13 protein-coding genes are annotated in these 15,712 nt (G+C 74.4%); 5 read left to right on the forward strand and 8 right to left on the reverse strand.

Features of this window, described 5'->3' with window-relative positions; genetic code table 11:
• Nucleotides 1-77 precede the first annotated feature (77 nt).
• The gene (locus tag AC0OLQ_RS27205; protein WP_357335470.1) at nucleotides 78-770 is read left to right on the forward strand and encodes a Crp/Fnr family transcriptional regulator; all 693 of its coding nucleotides are present in this window, start codon (nucleotides 78-80) and stop codon (nucleotides 768-770) included.
• A 58-nt stretch (nucleotides 771-828) separates the two neighbouring features.
• On the opposite strand, the gene AC0OLQ_RS27210 is transcribed toward AC0OLQ_RS27205, so the two are convergent.
• Entirely contained in the window at nucleotides 829-1,041 is a 213-nt protein-coding gene (locus AC0OLQ_RS27210) for a hypothetical protein (RefSeq protein WP_357335473.1), read from the reverse strand.
• A gap of 199 nt (nucleotides 1,042-1,240) precedes the next feature.
• Here AC0OLQ_RS27210 and AC0OLQ_RS27215 point away from each other — a divergent pair, with 199 nt between their 5' ends.
• A complete protein-coding gene (locus AC0OLQ_RS27215; RefSeq protein ID WP_484532447.1) occupies nucleotides 1,241-4,801 on the forward strand; it encodes an ATP-binding protein in 3,561 nt (1,186 codons plus the stop codon).
• A gap of 22 nt (nucleotides 4,802-4,823) precedes the next feature.
• Here AC0OLQ_RS27215 and AC0OLQ_RS27220 read toward each other — a convergent pair whose 3' ends face one another.
• Complete coding sequence (locus tag AC0OLQ_RS27220) at nucleotides 4,824-5,516, reverse strand: lysophospholipid acyltransferase family protein (protein ID WP_484528624.1); 693 nt, start codon at nucleotides 5,514-5,516, stop codon at nucleotides 4,824-4,826.
• A gap of 290 nt (nucleotides 5,517-5,806) precedes the next feature.
• On the opposite strand from AC0OLQ_RS27220, the gene AC0OLQ_RS27225 reads away from it, so the two are divergent.
• Both AC0OLQ_RS27225 and AC0OLQ_RS27230 read left to right on the forward strand, forming a co-directional pair.
• On the forward strand, nucleotides 5,807-6,652 hold the full coding sequence (locus AC0OLQ_RS27225) for a DUF308 domain-containing protein (RefSeq protein ID WP_484528625.1): 846 nt from the start codon (nucleotides 5,807-5,809) through the stop codon (nucleotides 6,650-6,652).
• 169 nt (nucleotides 6,653-6,821) lie between these two features.
• Entirely contained in the window at nucleotides 6,822-8,240 is a 1,419-nt protein-coding gene (locus AC0OLQ_RS27230) for an alpha,alpha-trehalose-phosphate synthase (UDP-forming) (RefSeq protein ID WP_484528626.1), read from the forward strand.
• 9 nt (nucleotides 8,241-8,249) lie between these two features.
• Here the strand turns inward: AC0OLQ_RS27230 and AC0OLQ_RS27235 are convergent, their stop codons facing one another.
• The 6 genes from AC0OLQ_RS27235 to AC0OLQ_RS27260 form a co-directional block, all read right to left on the reverse strand.
• Nucleotides 8,250-9,071, reverse strand: a complete 822-nt coding sequence (locus AC0OLQ_RS27235; RefSeq protein ID WP_484528627.1) for an alpha/beta hydrolase — start codon at nucleotides 9,069-9,071, stop codon at nucleotides 8,250-8,252.
• Nucleotides 9,072-9,129: 58 nt separating this feature from the next.
• On the reverse strand, nucleotides 9,130-10,533 hold the full coding sequence (locus AC0OLQ_RS27240) for a flavin-containing monooxygenase (RefSeq protein WP_357335484.1): 1,404 nt from the start codon (nucleotides 10,531-10,533) through the stop codon (nucleotides 9,130-9,132).
• A gap of 300 nt (nucleotides 10,534-10,833) precedes the next feature.
• Complete coding sequence (locus tag AC0OLQ_RS27245; protein ID WP_484528628.1) at nucleotides 10,834-11,535, reverse strand: endonuclease/exonuclease/phosphatase family protein; 702 nt, start codon at nucleotides 11,533-11,535, stop codon at nucleotides 10,834-10,836.
• Between the two features lies 1 nt (nucleotide 11,536).
• Nucleotides 11,537-12,493, reverse strand: a complete 957-nt coding sequence (locus AC0OLQ_RS27250) for an ROK family glucokinase (RefSeq protein ID WP_484528629.1) — start codon at nucleotides 12,491-12,493, stop codon at nucleotides 11,537-11,539.
• Nucleotides 12,494-12,558: 65 nt separating this feature from the next.
• Nucleotides 12,559-13,209, reverse strand: coding sequence for a hypothetical protein (locus AC0OLQ_RS27255; RefSeq protein ID WP_484528630.1), 651 nt, complete (start codon nucleotides 13,207-13,209; stop codon nucleotides 12,559-12,561).
• A gap of 41 nt (nucleotides 13,210-13,250) precedes the next feature.
• The gene (locus tag AC0OLQ_RS27260) at nucleotides 13,251-13,706 is read right to left on the reverse strand and encodes an SRPBCC family protein (RefSeq protein WP_484528631.1); all 456 of its coding nucleotides are present in this window, start codon (nucleotides 13,704-13,706) and stop codon (nucleotides 13,251-13,253) included.
• Nucleotides 13,707-13,898: 192 nt separating this feature from the next.
• Between AC0OLQ_RS27260 and AC0OLQ_RS27265 the strand changes: the two genes are divergently transcribed.
• On the forward strand, nucleotides 13,899-15,704 hold the full coding sequence (locus AC0OLQ_RS27265) for an AMP-dependent synthetase/ligase (RefSeq protein ID WP_484528632.1): 1,806 nt from the start codon (nucleotides 13,899-13,901) through the stop codon (nucleotides 15,702-15,704).
• Nucleotides 15,705-15,712: the final 8 nt, after the last annotated feature.

The raw sequence follows: 15,712 nt of genomic DNA on the forward strand, positions 1-15,712 counted from the left end.
TTGAGATGCCTCGTACCGGGCTTTGCGGGTTCACCCGGTGTGCGAGTTGTGGTCCTTGACCGGGGAGGGGTTGGGCCGTGGAGGTTCGCCTGCCGGAGCCGGGTGACGCGCTCACGGGCGTGGAGATGTTCGCCGGGCTGGAGCCGGAGGTGCGGCAGCGGGTCATCGCCGCGGCCGTGCCGCGCACGTACCGCAAGGGTCAGTTGCTCTTCGTCGAGAACGACCCCGGCGAGTCGCTGATCGTGCTGCGCCGCGGCGCGGTGGCGGTGTTCCGCACCGCCCCGACCGGCGAGCGCGCCGTGCTGTCGGTGATCCGGCCCCCGGACGTGCTGGGCGAGGTCTCGCTGCTGGACGCCTCGACCCGGTCGGCGTCGGCCGAGGCGATCGAGGACAGCGCCGCGCTGGCGCTGTCCCGGCCGGCCTTCATGGAGCTGGTGCACTCCAACCCGCGCATCCTCGACGCCGTGATGCGCTCCCTCGGCCAGCTGATCCGCCGGCTCACCGAACAGAACGCCGACCACGTCTTCCTCGACCTGCCCGGCCGGGTGGCCAAGACGCTGGTCCGGCTGGCCGGCGAGAGCCAGGCCCCGATGATCACCATCGAGCTCAACCAGAGCCAGCTCGCCGAGATGGCCGGCGGCTCGCGGCAGAGCGTCAACCAGGCCATCGGATCCTTCGCCAGCCGGGGCTGGCTGCGCACCGAAGGACGCCGCATCGTGGTCACCGACGTCGCCGCGCTGCGCCGCCGCGCCGGCATGAACGACCGCTGACGGACACGGAAAGGGCCGGGGCACGCCGCCCCGGCCCTTCGTCGTGCGTCCGCCCGGCTCAGACGCCGGCGCTGCCCGGCCCCGCCCACGCGGTGGTGCTGCCCGGGCCGGCCCACTCGCTGGTGTCCTTGCCGCCGCCGGAGCCCTCGCTGACGATGCCCTCGGCCTGCAGCGTGGCGAGGGTGGCCGCGTCCACGTCGACGGACTCCCCCGCCACGTGGGCGACGCCGTCGCCGTCGGTCCAGTCGCTCTCCAGCTTCACGTACACCATGGTTGGTCCCCCTCGATCGCGGTCGTCGTCGTCCGGCGGCATGAATGTAGTCGCCCGACGGCCCCACCGGCCGCCCGGACGAGTGTCCACAAGCCAACAGCCCGGTACCTGACACTGCCGGCGGGCGGGATACTCACCGTGACGCCGCGGGGGACGGCGCCCGGCCGGGACCGGCCGGCAGATCCAGTGGAGGCCTGACATCTCCGCGCAGTGTGACCGTTGTGGACGTACCGCGACCGAGGGCGACCGCTTCTGCGGTGGCTGCGGCGCCGAGCTGGGTGCCGTCTGCCCGCACTGCCTGCGCCCGCTCGCCACCGACGTGGCGTTCTGCACCTCGTGCGGCTCGCCCCGGGCCGGGGCCAGGCAGCCGGTGCCGACGCCGCAGGAGGACCGCCGCCGGGTCAGCGTGCTCTTCGTCGATCTGATCGACTTCACCCCGTACGTCGAGCGGGCCGACCCGGAGCAGGTCCGGGGCATGCAGACCGGTTTCTTCTCCGCCGCGAAGCGGGTCGTCGGGCAGTACGGCGGGGTGGTGGAGAAGTACATCGGCGACGCCGTGATGGCGCTCTTCGGCGCCCCGGTGGCCACCGAGACCGACGCGCTGCGCTGCGTACGGGCCGGTCTGGAGTTGCAACGGGTGCTCACCCGGTTCGCCCCGAGCGGCCACGACGAGCTGCGCTTCCGGGTCGGGGTGGCCACCGGCGAGGCGCTGGTGGACGTGGCCGCGGCCCGCGACGGCGGGCAGGCCATCGTGGCCGGTGACGTGGTCAACACGGCGTCCCGGATGCAGTCGGTGGCCCCGCCCGGCGGGGTGCTGGTCTGCGGCGTCACGCACGCGCTCACCAAGGACGCCATCCGCTACGAGGAGCAGCCGGCGGTCACCCTGCGCGGCCGCTCCAGCCCCACCGAGGTCTGGCTGGCCCTGGCCCCGGTGCGCCGGCAGCCCACCGACCGCGAGCCGGACACCACCCCGCTGATCGACCGCGAGCACGAGCTGGGGCTGCTGGTCAACGCGCTGCACCGCTCGCTGCGGGACCGGCTGCCCCAGGTGGTGACCCTCTTCGGCCGGGCCGGGCTGGGCAAGAGCCGGCTGATCCGGGAGCTGCACAAGCACGCCGGCCGGCTGGTCGACGAGCCGCTGACCTGGCGTACCGGGCGGTGCCCGCCGTTCGGCGAGAACGTCACCTTCGCCGCGCTGGCCGACGTCGTGAAGACCGAGGCCGGCATCCTCGACACCGACCCGGCGTCCACCGCCGCCCAGCGCCTCACCGCCGCGGTCAGCGAGCTGGTCGGCCCGGCCGAGCGCGATCGCCTCGTCGACGCGCTGCGCCCGCTGGTCGGGCTCACCGGCACCGCCCTGCCCGCCGAGGAGGCCGAGTCGGCCTGGCGGCGGTTCCTGCTGGCGCTGGCGGTCCGGCGCCCCACCGTGCTGGTCTTCGAGGACCTGCACTGGGCCGACGACGCCATGCTGCGCTTCGTCGAGCTGCTCGGCACCGCCGCCCGGGACGTGCCGCTGCTGCTCCTCTGCACCGCCCGCCCGGAGCTGGTCGACCGGGACCCGAGCTGGGCGGGGACGATCACCGGCTCGGTCACCGTCACCCTGCCCCCGCTGCGGGACACCGGCATCGCCTCGCTCTACGCGCACATGTTCGGCCAGGCGGCGTTCCCCGCCGAGATGCTCACCCCGCTGGTCGAGGTGGCCGGCGGCAACCCGCTCTACGCCCACGAGTACGTCCGGATGCTCATCGAGCAGGGCGCGCTGCGCCAGTCGGGGCGCGGCTGGTCGCTGGAGAAGCACCTCGACCTGCCCATGCCGGAGAGCGTGCACGCGGTCATCGCCAACCGGGTCGACCTGCTCGACGCCAAGGACCGGGCGGTGCTGCTGGCCGCCTCGGTGGTGGGCGTGCAGTTCTGGCCGGGCGCGGTGGCCGCCGCGCTGGGCCAGCCGGTCGAGCCGGTGGAACGGGCGCTGCGCCGGCTGGAGCAGCGCGACTTCGTGCACGAGCAGGCCGCGTCCACGATGGCCGGGCAGGCGGAGTTCCGGTTCCGGCACGTGCTGGTCCGGGACGTCTGCTACCAGCGGCTGCCGCGCACCGAGCGGGTGGCCCGGCACGAGCGGACCGCGGACTGGCTGGACGCCCTCTCGCACACCCGGGACACCGACCTGGCCGAGGTGCTCGCCCACCACCGGTGGGCGGCCCACGAGATCGCCCGCACCCTGGGCATGGACACCCACCGCTACGCCGGGCCGGCGCGCGCCGCGCTGCACCGGGCGGCCCGCCGGGCGTACGCCCTGCACGGGCTGGACGCGGCGGCCGCGCACGCCGGCCGGGCGCTCGGCCTGGCCGACGACAGCGACCCGGTGGGCCGGCTCCAGCTGGAGCTGCTCAGCACGGAGATCTCGTTCTACCGGGACGGCAACGCGTTCCTCTCCGGGGGCGGGCCGGAGCAGTTGCACGCGCTCGCCGACCGGCTGCTCGCGCACGGCGACGAGGCCTGCGCCGCCCGCGCCTGGACGCTGCTCGGCCAGGCGGCCTGGCTGCGCGCCGACCGGAGCGCGGCGGTGGCCTGCCTGGACCGGGCGGTCGGGCTGTTCGAGCCGCTGCCGGACAGCCCGCAGAAGGCCGACGCGTACGCCGAGCTGGGCCGGCTGCACATGCTCAACTACGAGCGGGACGCGGCGGTGGCCGCCGCCGAGACCGCGGCGGAGATCGGTGAGCGGCTGGGGCTGTCGGAGACCCGCACCAACGCCCGGATCACCGCCGCCACGGCCCGCTACCAGGCGGGCGACCGGTCCGGCCTGGACGACCTGCACGCGATCGTGGGATACAGCCGGGGGCAGCAGTTGCTGGCGCTGCACCGGGCGGTGCAGAACCTGGCGTTCGCGGTCCGCGAGGAGGGCGACTGGCTGCGCTCGGACGCGCTGCTGACCACCGCGCCGGCCCGGACGGCGAGTGGCCAGACGCTGACCACCAGCTACTCCGGCGAGGCCATGCGGGCCTACTTCGACGGGGACTTCGACCGGCTGATCACCGCCGCGGACGCGTTCGTGGACACCCCGACCGGTGGCTGGGACATGCAGGTGCGCGGGCTGCGCTCCTGCCTGCTGGTGCTGCGCGGGCAGCCGGTGCCGCCGGCGCCCCGACCGGCCCCCACCCCGCGCGACGGCGCGGCGGCGGCCCGGCACCGGGACGACGTGGCCGCCGCGCTGGACAGCGCCCGGCGCAGTGGCTTCCACCGGCCGCACTGGACCATGCTCGGCATGGCGGCGCTCTGCCGGGCGCTGCAGGGCCGGGCCGAGGAGGCGGCGGAGCTGATCGACGAGCTGGCCGACGCCTGGTCGGCGGTGCCCGCGCTGGCCAGCGGCGAGTGGATCGCCACCGCCGCGTACGCGGCCGCCCTGGCCGGCCGGGACGCGACCGTTCGGGTCCGGGCCATGCTGGACCGCCTCGACCACCGCACGCCCTGGTCGGAGGCGGCGCTGCGGACGGTCACCGGGGCGGTCGCGGCGGCCGACGGCGATCACCGCCGGGCGGCCGAGCTGCACCTGGCCGGGGCGGAGATCTACGCCCGGATCCCGGACGTGACCGACCGGATGCTGGCCCTCGCCCTGGCCGCCGCCGAACTGGAGCTGGCCGGCGACCCGGAGCCCGCCCCGCTGGCCGAGGTGCGGGCGTTCGCCCAGCGCAACGACGCGCCGGGCCTGCTGGCGCTGGCCCGCCGCCCGGTGCCGGACGCCGGGTCCGCGGTCGCCTGCTGAGCCGGGCGCCCTTCCGGCGGCGTCAGGCGGGCACCGGCTGCCGGGGCTGGGCCTTCGCCTTCTGCGCGTACATGTCCACGTACTCGCGGCCGGAGAGCTCCATCAGCTCGTACATGATCTCGTCGGTGACGGCGCGCTCGACGAACCGGTCGCCGGACATCCCGGCGTAGCGGGAGAAGTCGAGCGGGGCGCCGAAGCGGATCCGCACCCGGCCGAGGTTGGGGATGATCTGCCCGGTGGGCTGGATCGCGTCGGAGTTGAGCATGGCCATCGGCACCACCGGGGCGCCGCTCTCCAGGGCGAGCCGGGCCACGCCGGTCTTGCCCCGGTAGAGCCGGCCGTCCGGCGAGCGGGTGCCCTCCGGGTAGATGCCCGCGATGCCGCCGGAGCGCAGCACCCTGAGCTGGGTGTCCAGGGCCGCGCGGGCGGCCCGGCCACCCGAGCGGTCGACCGGGATGGTGCCGGAGCCGACGAAGAACATCTTGGTCAGCCAGCCCTTGAGGCCCTTGCCGGTGAAATATTCGGCTTTCGCGATGAATGTAACTTTTCGCTTGACGATCAACGGAGTGAAGATCGAGTCCGAGAAGGAGAGGTGGTTGCTGGCCAGGATCACCGGGCCGGCCTCCGGGACGTTCTCCAGCCCCTCGACCTGCGGGCGGAAGATCAACCTCAGCAGCGGGCCGAGGATGATGTACTTCAGCAGCCAGTACAGCACCGGAGTCCTTCCAGGCGGGAGCGGTGACGGGCCCCGTCGCCGGGGCGCGGCGGGGGCCGCCGGGACCGCGCCCGGGGCGTTGTCGGCGAGCGGACTGTCGGGGAAGAGCGTACGAACAGGGAGCGGCACGCCACAACGCACTCCCGGAACCGGGTCCCGACGTGTCACGATTCAGGGCACGACGGCTTCAGGCCGCGGCGCGGCGTCCGACGCGCCGGGCTGACGTTGATCGCAGGCGTACGGGGCGCCGGGGCGGAGTGCACCGACGGGTGCGGCGAAGGGGGTGTCCGGTGTCAGGGGGCGGGCCCCGCCGGGGACGGCGGGACAACGGGCTCGACGCGGCCGAGTACGCGGTCGCGGGCGACGTCGATCCGCGCGTGGGCGAGCACCTGCTCGACGTGCTCGCGGCCGGCGGGATCGCCGCCTACCTCCAGCCCTCGGCCGACCTCAACCCGGTGACCCGCACCACCACCGTCCCGTCGCGCCCGATCGACCGGCTCTACGTCGACCGCTCCCACCTGACCACCGCCCGCGACTACCTCACCCAGCTCACGGACGAGGGGGGCCGCGAGCCGGCCCGCGACGACGAGCCGGACATCGAGGCCGAATGGGCGAAGATCGTCGCCGGTTTCCACACGGCGCCGAGCGCCGGGAGCCACCCCTGGCCGGCCGCCGAGGACGTCGACGACCCGGTCGACCCGGCCACCCCGGGCGGCGGCGCCCCGGGCCGGGCCGAGGAGCCCGCCGGCCCGACCGCCACCGACGTGCGGCGGCTGCCCTACGCGGCCGACGTCTCCGGCATCTCGCTGAGCCGGGGGCGGCAGGACGAGCCCTCGCTCCTCGACGGCCTGGACACCTTCGGCGCCGACCTCCCCGGCGACGAGGACGAGGAGCACTTCACCCCGCCACCGCCGCCACCGCTGCCGCGCTTCTCGAAGTACGCGGTGGTGGGCGTGCTCTGCATCGTGCTCGGGTTCCTGCTCTTCCTGTCGCCCACCATGCTGTCGGCGGTCGACCCGTCGGTGGTGACGCTGTTCGGCTTCACCGGCATCCTGGCCGGCTTCGTGATGCTGATCTGGCGGCTGCGCCCGGGCGACTCCGACGAGCACGACCCGGACGACGGCGCGGTCGTCTGACCGGCCTCCGGCGGCCCGGGTGGCGGGACGCCGCTGGCCCGGGGCGGCGGCGTAACAGGGGTGTAACTTACTGTCAGTAGGAATACCGCTGTACGTCACGTCCCGCACCGGCTGTCCGGGTTGGGCCCCTCCTCCGGTGGTCGGTCCCCTGCAGATCGGAATGCCCGAGATGCGACAGAGCCCCCTCGTAGTGGTGGCCAACCGCCTTCCCATCGACGACAGTGTGGCGCCGGACGGCGCCTTCGAGTGGCGCCGCAGCCCCGGCGGCCTGATGAACGCCCTGCACCCCCTGCTCCGGCACACCCCGGCGACCTGGGTGGGCTGGGCCGGCGGCACCGGCCTGGCACCGCACCTGCCTGACGTGGACGGGGTCCGGATGCGCGCCGTCCCGCTCAACGGCGAGGACTTCCGCGACCACTACGAGGGCTTCGCCAACGCCACCCTCTGGCCGCTCTACCACGACGCCGTCGAACAGCCCGAGTACCACCGGCGCTGGTGGGAGGCGTACCAGCGGGTCAACCAGCGGTTCGCCGAGGCCGCGGCCGAGGTGGCCGAGCCCGGCGGGCTGGTCTGGGTGCAGGACTACCACCTCCAGCTGGTGCCGGGGCTGCTCCGCGACCTCCGTCCCGACCTGCGGATCGGCTTCTTCCTGCACGTGCCGTTCCCGCCGCCGGAGCTGTTCATGCAGCTCCCCCGCCGGGCCGAACTGCTGCGCGGAATGCTCGGCGCCGACCTGATCGGCTTCCAGCGGGCCCAGGCCGCGCACAACTTCGCCCAGCTCGTGACGAGGGTGCTCGACCTGCCCGCCACCGACCGGCGGATCGGGGTCGGCGACCGGGTGGTCCGGATCGGCGCGTTCCCGGTCTCCATCGACACCGCCGAGATGGCCGCGCTCGCGGCCCGGCCCGACGTGGCCGAGCGCGCCCGGCGGCTGCGCCAGGACCTCGGCGGCCCGGAACGGGTCATCCTCAGCGTCGACCGGATGGACTACACCAAGGGCATCGAACAGCGGCTCAAGGCCTACCACGAGCTGCTCGCCAGCGGCGACGTCAAGGTGCGGGACACCGTGCTGGTCCAGGTGGTGGTGCCCAGTCGGGACCGGGTGGCCCAGTACCAGATCCTGCGCGACCGGGTGGAGCACCAGGTCGGCCGGATCAACGGCGAGTTCGGCCGGGTCGGCGAGCCGGCGATCCACTACCTCAGCCAGCCCTTCGACCGCACCGAGCTGGTCGCCCTCTACCGGGTGGCCGACGTGATGGCGGTGACCCCGCTGCGGGACGGGATGAACCTGGTGGCCAAGGAGTACGTGGCCGCCCGGGTGGACGGCACCGGCGCGCTGCTGCTCAGCGAGTTCGCCGGGGCGGCCGCCGAGCTGGCGCAGGCGTACCTGGTCAACCCGCACGACCTGGACGGGCTCAAGGCCGCGCTGCTGGCCGCGCTGCGGGCCGCGCCGGAGGACGTGGCGGCCCGGATGCGGGCGATGCGGGAGCACCTGGGCCGCAACGACATCCACGCCTGGGCGGGGTCCTACCTGAGCGCGCTGGAGGAGACCACCTCCCCGCTCGGCCGGCGCGCCAGGAGCGGCTGACGCCGGCCCTCACCCGAGGGCGCGTGCGGGATCCTTCTCCAGCCAGTCGAGGATCGCGTCGATCGGCTCCCGCCAGCGCGCGTCGAGCATCAGGTCGTGCCCCATGCCGGGGAAGAGCAGCGGGGCCGAGGCGTAGCGGCGGGCCGCCCGGGTCAGCGCGGCCGGCGGCACCACCCGGTCGTCGGGGCTGCCCAGCACCAGCACCGGCGGCCGGCCCACCGCCGGCTCCGGCTGGCGCCCGGTGAGCAGCTGCCACTGTGCCCGGCGGCCGGCCCGGCCCAGCCGGGAGACGTGCCGGCGGGCGTCGGCGTCGGGCAGTTCCCGGCTGAACAGCTGGCGGCGGTTCAGGCGCAGGCCGGCGCCGAACACCGCGGGCACGGTGCCGACGGGGTTGCGGCGCAGCGCCGTGCCGAGGGTGCCCCAACCGCCGAGCACCGGCGCCACGAGCACCGCCGCCCGGGCCGGGTAGCGGGCCAGGGCGTGCGTGACCACCCGGGCGCCGGCGCCGTGCCCGACCAGCACCGCCTGCCGCGGCAGGCTCGCCGCCGCCTGGACCACGTCATGGGCGTACGACCGCAGCGTCGCCTCCGGCGCCGGCTCGCTGCCGCCGTGCCCGCGCAGGCTCAGCGCGTACGACGGGAAGCCGCGACCGGCGGCGTGCCCCAGCCAGTGCTCGGCGAACGCCCACGCCCCGTGCCCGAACCCGGGCACGAACAGCAACGGCGGCCGCGCCTGATCCTGCTCGGGCACCGCGGCGACCACCTCGCGGCGGGCCGGCCGCTCCGGACGGGCCCACTCCCATCCCCGGACCACCCGCACCCGGTCCGCCATCACTGAGCCACCCTTTCGTTCGCGACTGCGCGACTCCGCTGCGCTGCGTTCCTCGCGCTCACGTGCCCTCCAGGTCGTGGAGCGCCCGCTGGAGCGCGCGTAGGTAGTCGGCGTGCCCGACCTCGAACCAGTGCCGGGTGCTGTCCTTGACCTTCCCCGAGTACCGCTCGCCGAGGCCGGCGGCGACCTTGCGGCCGAACGCGGCGGCCCGGTCCGGTCGGGTGGCGCGCAGGGTGAGCAGCCGGGCGAAGAGCACGCTCTGCCAGTGCGAGATGGGGAAGATTCCGGAGTCCGGCTGCACCAGGCCGACCACGGCGAGGGTGGGATGGCCGGCGGCGAACGCGTTGAGCCAGAGCCGGGGCCGGCCCGAGCCGTCCGCGTCGCCGAGCACCTTCCCGGCCAGGAACTCGAAGCGCGGCAGGTAGCCGGTGGCGAAGACGACCAGTTCGGGGTCGATCTCGCGGCCGTCGGCCAGCTCGACGGTGCGGTCACCGAACCGCGTGACGTCCGGCACCGGGGTGATCTCGCCGTGGCCGACGTAGTAGACGAGCTGGCTGTTGGCGATCGGGTGGGTCTCGTAGACCCGGTGGTCGGGCCGGGGCAGGCCGAACCGGGTCAGGTCGCCGACGGTCAGCCGCAGCGTCGAGTGGTAGAGCCACTGCCGCACCCGCAGCGGCACCCGCAGCGCGAGCAGGGTGTCGTTGACCTGGTCGGCGGGGCGGCCGAAGACGTACTTCGGGGCGTACCAGTAGCCGCGGCGGGTGGAGTGCCAGCAGCGGGACGCCTGCTGGGCCGCCTCGACCGCGATGTCGCAGCCGGTGTTGCCCGCCCCGACCACGAGCACCCGCTTGCCGCGCAGCTGGGCCGGGTCCTTGTAGGACGAGGCGTGCATGACCTCGCCGCGGAACTGCTCCAGCCCCTCGTAGCGGGGCAGCTTCGGCGACCAGTTGTGCCCGTTGGCCAGCACCACCGCCGCGTAGCGGGAGGTGCGCTCCGGGCCGTAGCCGCCGGTGCTGCGGGTGGTGACGTCCCAGCGGTCCCCCTCGACGGGCTCCACCCGGACGACCTCGGTGCCGAACCAGACGTGCTGGCGCAGGTCGAAGTGGTCGGCGTAACGCTCGAAGTAGGACAGCAGCTGGGCGTGGTGCGGGTAGTCCGGCCAGTCGTCCGGCATCGGGAAGTCCGGGAACTGGGTGAACGGGCGGGACGAGATGAGGTGCGTGCTGGCGTACACCGGGCTGCGGTCGTGCCGCCAGTTCCACGCCCCGCCGACGCCGGTCTCCCGCTCGTAGCAGTCCACGCCGAAGCCGGCCTCGCGGAGGTTCTTCACGGCGGTCAGGCCGCTGGCCCCGGCGCCGATGACGCAGACAGTGTCGCCCCGGTCGGAGACCGGGCGGCCGTCCCGGGTCGGGGCGACCGTCGGGTCCGGATCGGGGTGGCCGAGGTCGGTGGAGGAGGACACCGGGAATCTCCTTTTGTGCGGCACGAGTGCCGGGTCGGTGCGAAATCCTGCCGACAATGCCCGCCGTTGTCCAGCCGCCCGCACTCCGGGATGTTGCGGCGACCGGCCTCCGTGGCGCTGGGTAACCGACCCTTCGGTCACGCAGCGTGTCGTCCGGGGTCTGCTCGCCCGCCACCCGCCCGCGCAGCACCGCGCTGAGCTGCCACCTCGCGCTCACCCTCCGGCTGCGGCCACCGCGCGGCGGTCACGCAAGGTAGCCGATGCGGATGTGGCTGCACCCGGTGCGGTAGGCGGGGACGGTCAGTCGCCGGCGGGCAGCAGCAAATCGACCAGGACCGGGAAGTGGTCACTGGCCTGCCGCGTCCGCGGCGTGTCCACGACGTCGTAGTCGACGACCTCGACACGCGGGTCAACGAAGAGGGCGTCGATGCGCCGGCGCGGGTTCGCACAGGAGTACGTGTGCCGGTCGGCCCGGTCCATCGCGACCGCCGCGTCGACCAGCCCGTCCGCGACCGTCCGCCAGGCCGCCCCGTCCGGCCCCTCGTTCAGGTCCGCGCCGACCACCACGGGCAGCGTCGCGGCGGCCAGTTCCCGCTTGAACGCGGCCGCCTGGGCGGGCCGCTCCGCCGGGTCGGTGGAGAGGTGGGAGCCGGCCAGCAGGAACCGGCTGCCGCCTACCAGGCACTCGGCGTACGCGGCCCCGCGCAGGTGCCGGCCGGGGGTCAGCGGGTAGCGCACGCAGCGGGTGTCCAGCACCCGCACCCGGAGGCTGGTCAGCAGCAGGTTGCCCAACGAGGGCAGGCCACCGGCCGCCACCACCAGGCCGAACGAGTCGGCCAGCGTGGCGCACTTCTGTCGCCACCGGAACCGCCGTGGCCCCTCCTGGACGATCACCACGTCCGGCGCGGCGGTCCGGATCACCTCGGCCAGCGCGGCCGTGTCGTCCCGCTGGCTGTGGATGTTGTACGACACCACCCGCAGGGGCACGCCTGCTGCCGGCACCTCAGATCCGCCGGGCCAGGTCGGCGGCCCCGATGACGCCGGCGGTGTTGCCCAGCTCGGCCGGGCGTACCTCGGCGACGGGCAGGCGGCTGCGCTGGGCCAGGGCGTCGGTGAACGACCGGCGGGTCGGGCCGAGCAGCAGGTCGCCGGCGTCGATCACGCCACCGCCGACCACCAGCACCTGCGGGTCGAGGATCTGCGCCATGTCCGCGAGGCTGGTGCCGAGCCAGCGGCCGACCTGGGCGAACGCCTCGGTGGAGACGGGGTCCCCGCCCTTGGCGGCGGCGGTGACCATCGGCCCGCTGATCCCCTCGGCCTCGCCGCCGGCCAGCTCCAGCAGGGCGGTGGCCCGGTGCGGCTCCTGGCGGGCGGCGGCGCGGGCGAAGCGGACCAGGGCGCTGCCGCTGGCGTACTGCTCGATGCAGCCCAGCCGGCCGCAGCCGCACTGGTGGCCGTCCGGCACCGTGAGCATGTGCCCCAGCTCGGCCGCGATGCCGTTGGCCCCGCGCACCAGCTCGCCGCCGAGCACGATGCCGCCGCCCACGCCGGTGCCGATGGTGAACATGACCATCGAGTCGTCGGCGTGCCGGGCCGCGCCGTAGCGGAACTCCGCCCAGGCCGCGACGTTCCCGTCGTTCTCCACGATCACCGGCAGGCCGGTCGCGTTGCTGACGTACTCGCGCAGCGGCTCGTCCCGCCAGGCCAGGTTGGGGGCGAAGAGCACGGTGGAGCGGGAGGCGTCGATCCACCCGGCCGCGCCGATGCCGACCGCGTCGACCGTCCGGCCGGTGGCCAGCTCGGTGACCAGCTCGGTGATGACGTCGCGGGTCTTGGCCACGTCGTCGGCGGGGGTGTCCCGTCGGGCCTGCACGAGAACCTTGCCGGTGTCGTCCACGACACCGCCGGCCACCTTCGTGCCACCGACGTCGACTCCGATGGTCAGCGTCACCGCTGCCACTCCCCTCTGCTGTGCTGCCCGGCTCCCCGGCCGAACCGGCCGTGCGATCCCGGGATGTCCGGTGGTCAGGCCCCGTCGCCCGGTGCGTCCTCGCCCACCTCGCCGGACGCCCGCGAGGCGGGGACCACGGGACGGCCGGCCGGCGGCCGGCTCTGCGCCGGCACGTCCGGCCCGGCGGCATCGACGGGCGGCACGACCGCATCGGCCGCGCCCTCCCCCCGGGTGGCGGCGGACCACACGTCCTGCTCGGGTGCCGGCTGAGAATCATGCCCGGTACGGGTCGCCTCGCGCCACACGTGGTCTCCGGCCGCCGCCCCGTCGGACCCACCGGCCCCGCTCGGGCCGGCCGGCTCGGCCGGGGCGAACGCGCGCAGCAGGCTGGCCACCCCGGCCGCCAGATCGCCGGCGCCGGTGGCGAGCCGCTCGGCGAATTCGGGATTCGGGTCGCGCAACGCCGCGATACCCCGGCAGACGGGGCAGACGCAGCATTCCGGCGATCCGGTCGCGAAACCCGCCCCGCCACCGGAGGGGGCGGATGCCCCGTCGCCCGCGCCCGCGCCGCCCGGGGTGTGACCGAGGACACCCGACAGGATCCCACCGAGCGGACCCCAGGGGCCGGCCCCGGGCGCGGCGGCGGCCAGCTTCGCGCTGGCCAGCAGCATGGCGACGAGACGCTCGGCCTCTTCCCGGGCCGAACCCGGATCAGTGGTGCCCATGGTTCGGCTCCTCCAGCGTGACAACCGCGACGACGGTCGGGTCAGTGGGCCGCACCGAGTGCTTCTACCCGGCGCTTGAGCTGCTTCAACGCCGCATCCATGATCATTTTCTCGGCCTTGCGGCGAAACATGCCGAGCATCCCCACGGAGAGCTCCACCTCGAGGGTGTAGGTCACCGTGGTCGTTCCGTCCGGGTTGCCGACCAGGTCGTACGACCCGCGCTGGGACTTCTGCATCTTCGAGGGCGCCACCAGGTGCCACTCGATCCGGGAGATGTCCTCCGCGTACTCGTAGGCCAGCACGTACTCGTCGGCCATCACGTCCGCGTCGATGGTGAACCGGACCTGGCTGGCGTAGCCGTCCTCGTACTCCTCGATCACCTCGGCCCGCCGCACCGCCTCGGCCCACTCCGGGTAGCGGGGGAAGTCGCAGATGACCGCCGCCACCCGGTCCGGTGACGCGCCGACGACGATCGACTGGGTGGAGGAGTCCGCCATGGGGGGAGGCTACCCGGCGGCCGACCCCCGCGCGGCGCTCCACCCCCGCCCATCGCGGGCGCGCCGGGGAACGGGGGCGTGTCCCATCAGCCGGGCGGGCAACCTCCCCACCCTCTCCCCGGAAGCGGCCGGGTAGGTTTCGACAGAGCCGGACCCGGGCCGGCCCGCCAGTGCGAGCACGAGGGAGTGCAGGTGCGCGAGTTCTCCGTTCCGCCGATCGTCACCGTCGGCGACGCGGCCAACCTGACCGACCCGGTCTGGGACAACGCCGAGTCCGCCCCCGACACCGTGCAGTTCGTGCGGCGCGCCGAGGGCACGGGCGGCGCCTGGATCGACGTGACCTGCCGGCAGTTCCGCGACGAGGTCGTCGCGGTGGCCCGCGGCCTGGTCGCGGCCGGCATCTCCCCCGGTGACCGGGTGGGGCTGATGAGCCGCACCCGCTACGAGTGGACCCTCGTCGACTACGCGATCTGGGCCGCCGGCGCGGTCACCGTGCCGATCTACGAGACCTCCAGCGCGGAGCAGGCCGCCTGGATCCTCTCCGACTCCGGCGCGGTCGCCGTCGTGGTGGAGAGCACCGCGCACGCCACCCTCGTCGCCGGGGTCCGCGACCGGCTGCCCGAGCTGCGCGAAGTCTGGCAGATCGAGCTGGGCGCGGTGGACGAGCTGGTCGCCGCCGGCGCGTCGGTCGACCCGGCCGAGGTCGAGGTACGCCGCTCGACGCTGAAGGCCGACGACGTCGCCACGATCATCTACACCAGCGGCACCACCGGCCGCCCCAAGGGCTGCGTGCTGACCCACCGCAACATCTACGCCGACATCGCCAACGCCGTGCCGGTGCTGCCGAACCTGTTCCGCCCGGGCGCCTCCACCCTGCTCTTCCTGCCGCTGGCGCACGCCTTCGCCCGGCTCATCCAGGTCGGCGTGGTGCAGGCCCGAGCCACCATGGCGCACTGCTCGGACACGAAGAACCTGGTCGGCGAGCTCCAGGAGTTCAAGCCGACCTTCGTGCTCTCCGTACCCCGGGTCTTCGAGAAGGTCTACAACGGCGCGCGGCAGAAGGCCGAGGCCGACGGGAAGGGCAAGGTCTTCGACCGCGCCGAGAAGGTGGCCATCGCCTACAGCGAGGCGCTGGAGACCCCCGAGGGGCCGGGTGTGGGCCTGCGCGCCCAGCACGCGGTCTTCGACAAGCTGGTCTACCGCAAGCTGCGGGCGGCGATGGGCGGCCGGTGCCGGGACGCGATCTCCGGCGGCGCCCCGCTCGGCTCCCGGCTCGGGCACTTCTTCCGCGGCGTCGGGGTGACCATCTGCGAGGGCTACGGGCTCACCGAGACCGCTCCGGCCGCCGCCGCGAACCTGCCCGGACACACCCGGATCGGCACGGTCGGCCGCCCGCTGCCCGGCGTCACCATCCGGATCGACGGCGACGGCGAGGTCCTGATCTCCGGGGAGATCATCTTCCAGGGCTACTGGCACAACGAGGCGGCCACCGCCGAGGCGCTGAGCACCGACGGCTGGTTCCGCACCGGCGACCTGGGCCGGCTCGACGAGGACGGCTACCTCACCATCACCGGCCGCAAGAAGGAGATCATCGTGACCGCCGGCGGCAAGAACGTCGCCCCGGCGGTGCTGGAGGACCAGGTCCGAGCCCATCCGCTGATCAGCCAGTGCGTGGTGGTCGGCGACCGGCAGCCGTTCATCGCCGCCCTGGTCACCATCGACGAGGAGGCGCTGCCGAAGTGGCTGGCCGCGCACGGCCGCCCGGCGGACACCGGCGTGGCCGAGCTGCGCGGGGACGAGGCGCTGCGGGCCGAGGTGCAGGCCGCGGTCGACCAGGCCAACCAGTCGGTCTCCAAGGCCGAGGCGATCAAGGTGTTCCGGATCCTGCCGCAGGACTTCACCGAGGCGACCGGCGAACTGACCCCCTCGCTCAAGGTCAAGCGGCAGGTCGTGCACAAGACGTACGCGGCGGAGATCGCCGATATCTACCGAGGCTGACTACCATC

The sequence above is a fragment of the Micromonospora sp. Utrum1 genome (assembly GCF_057197805.1).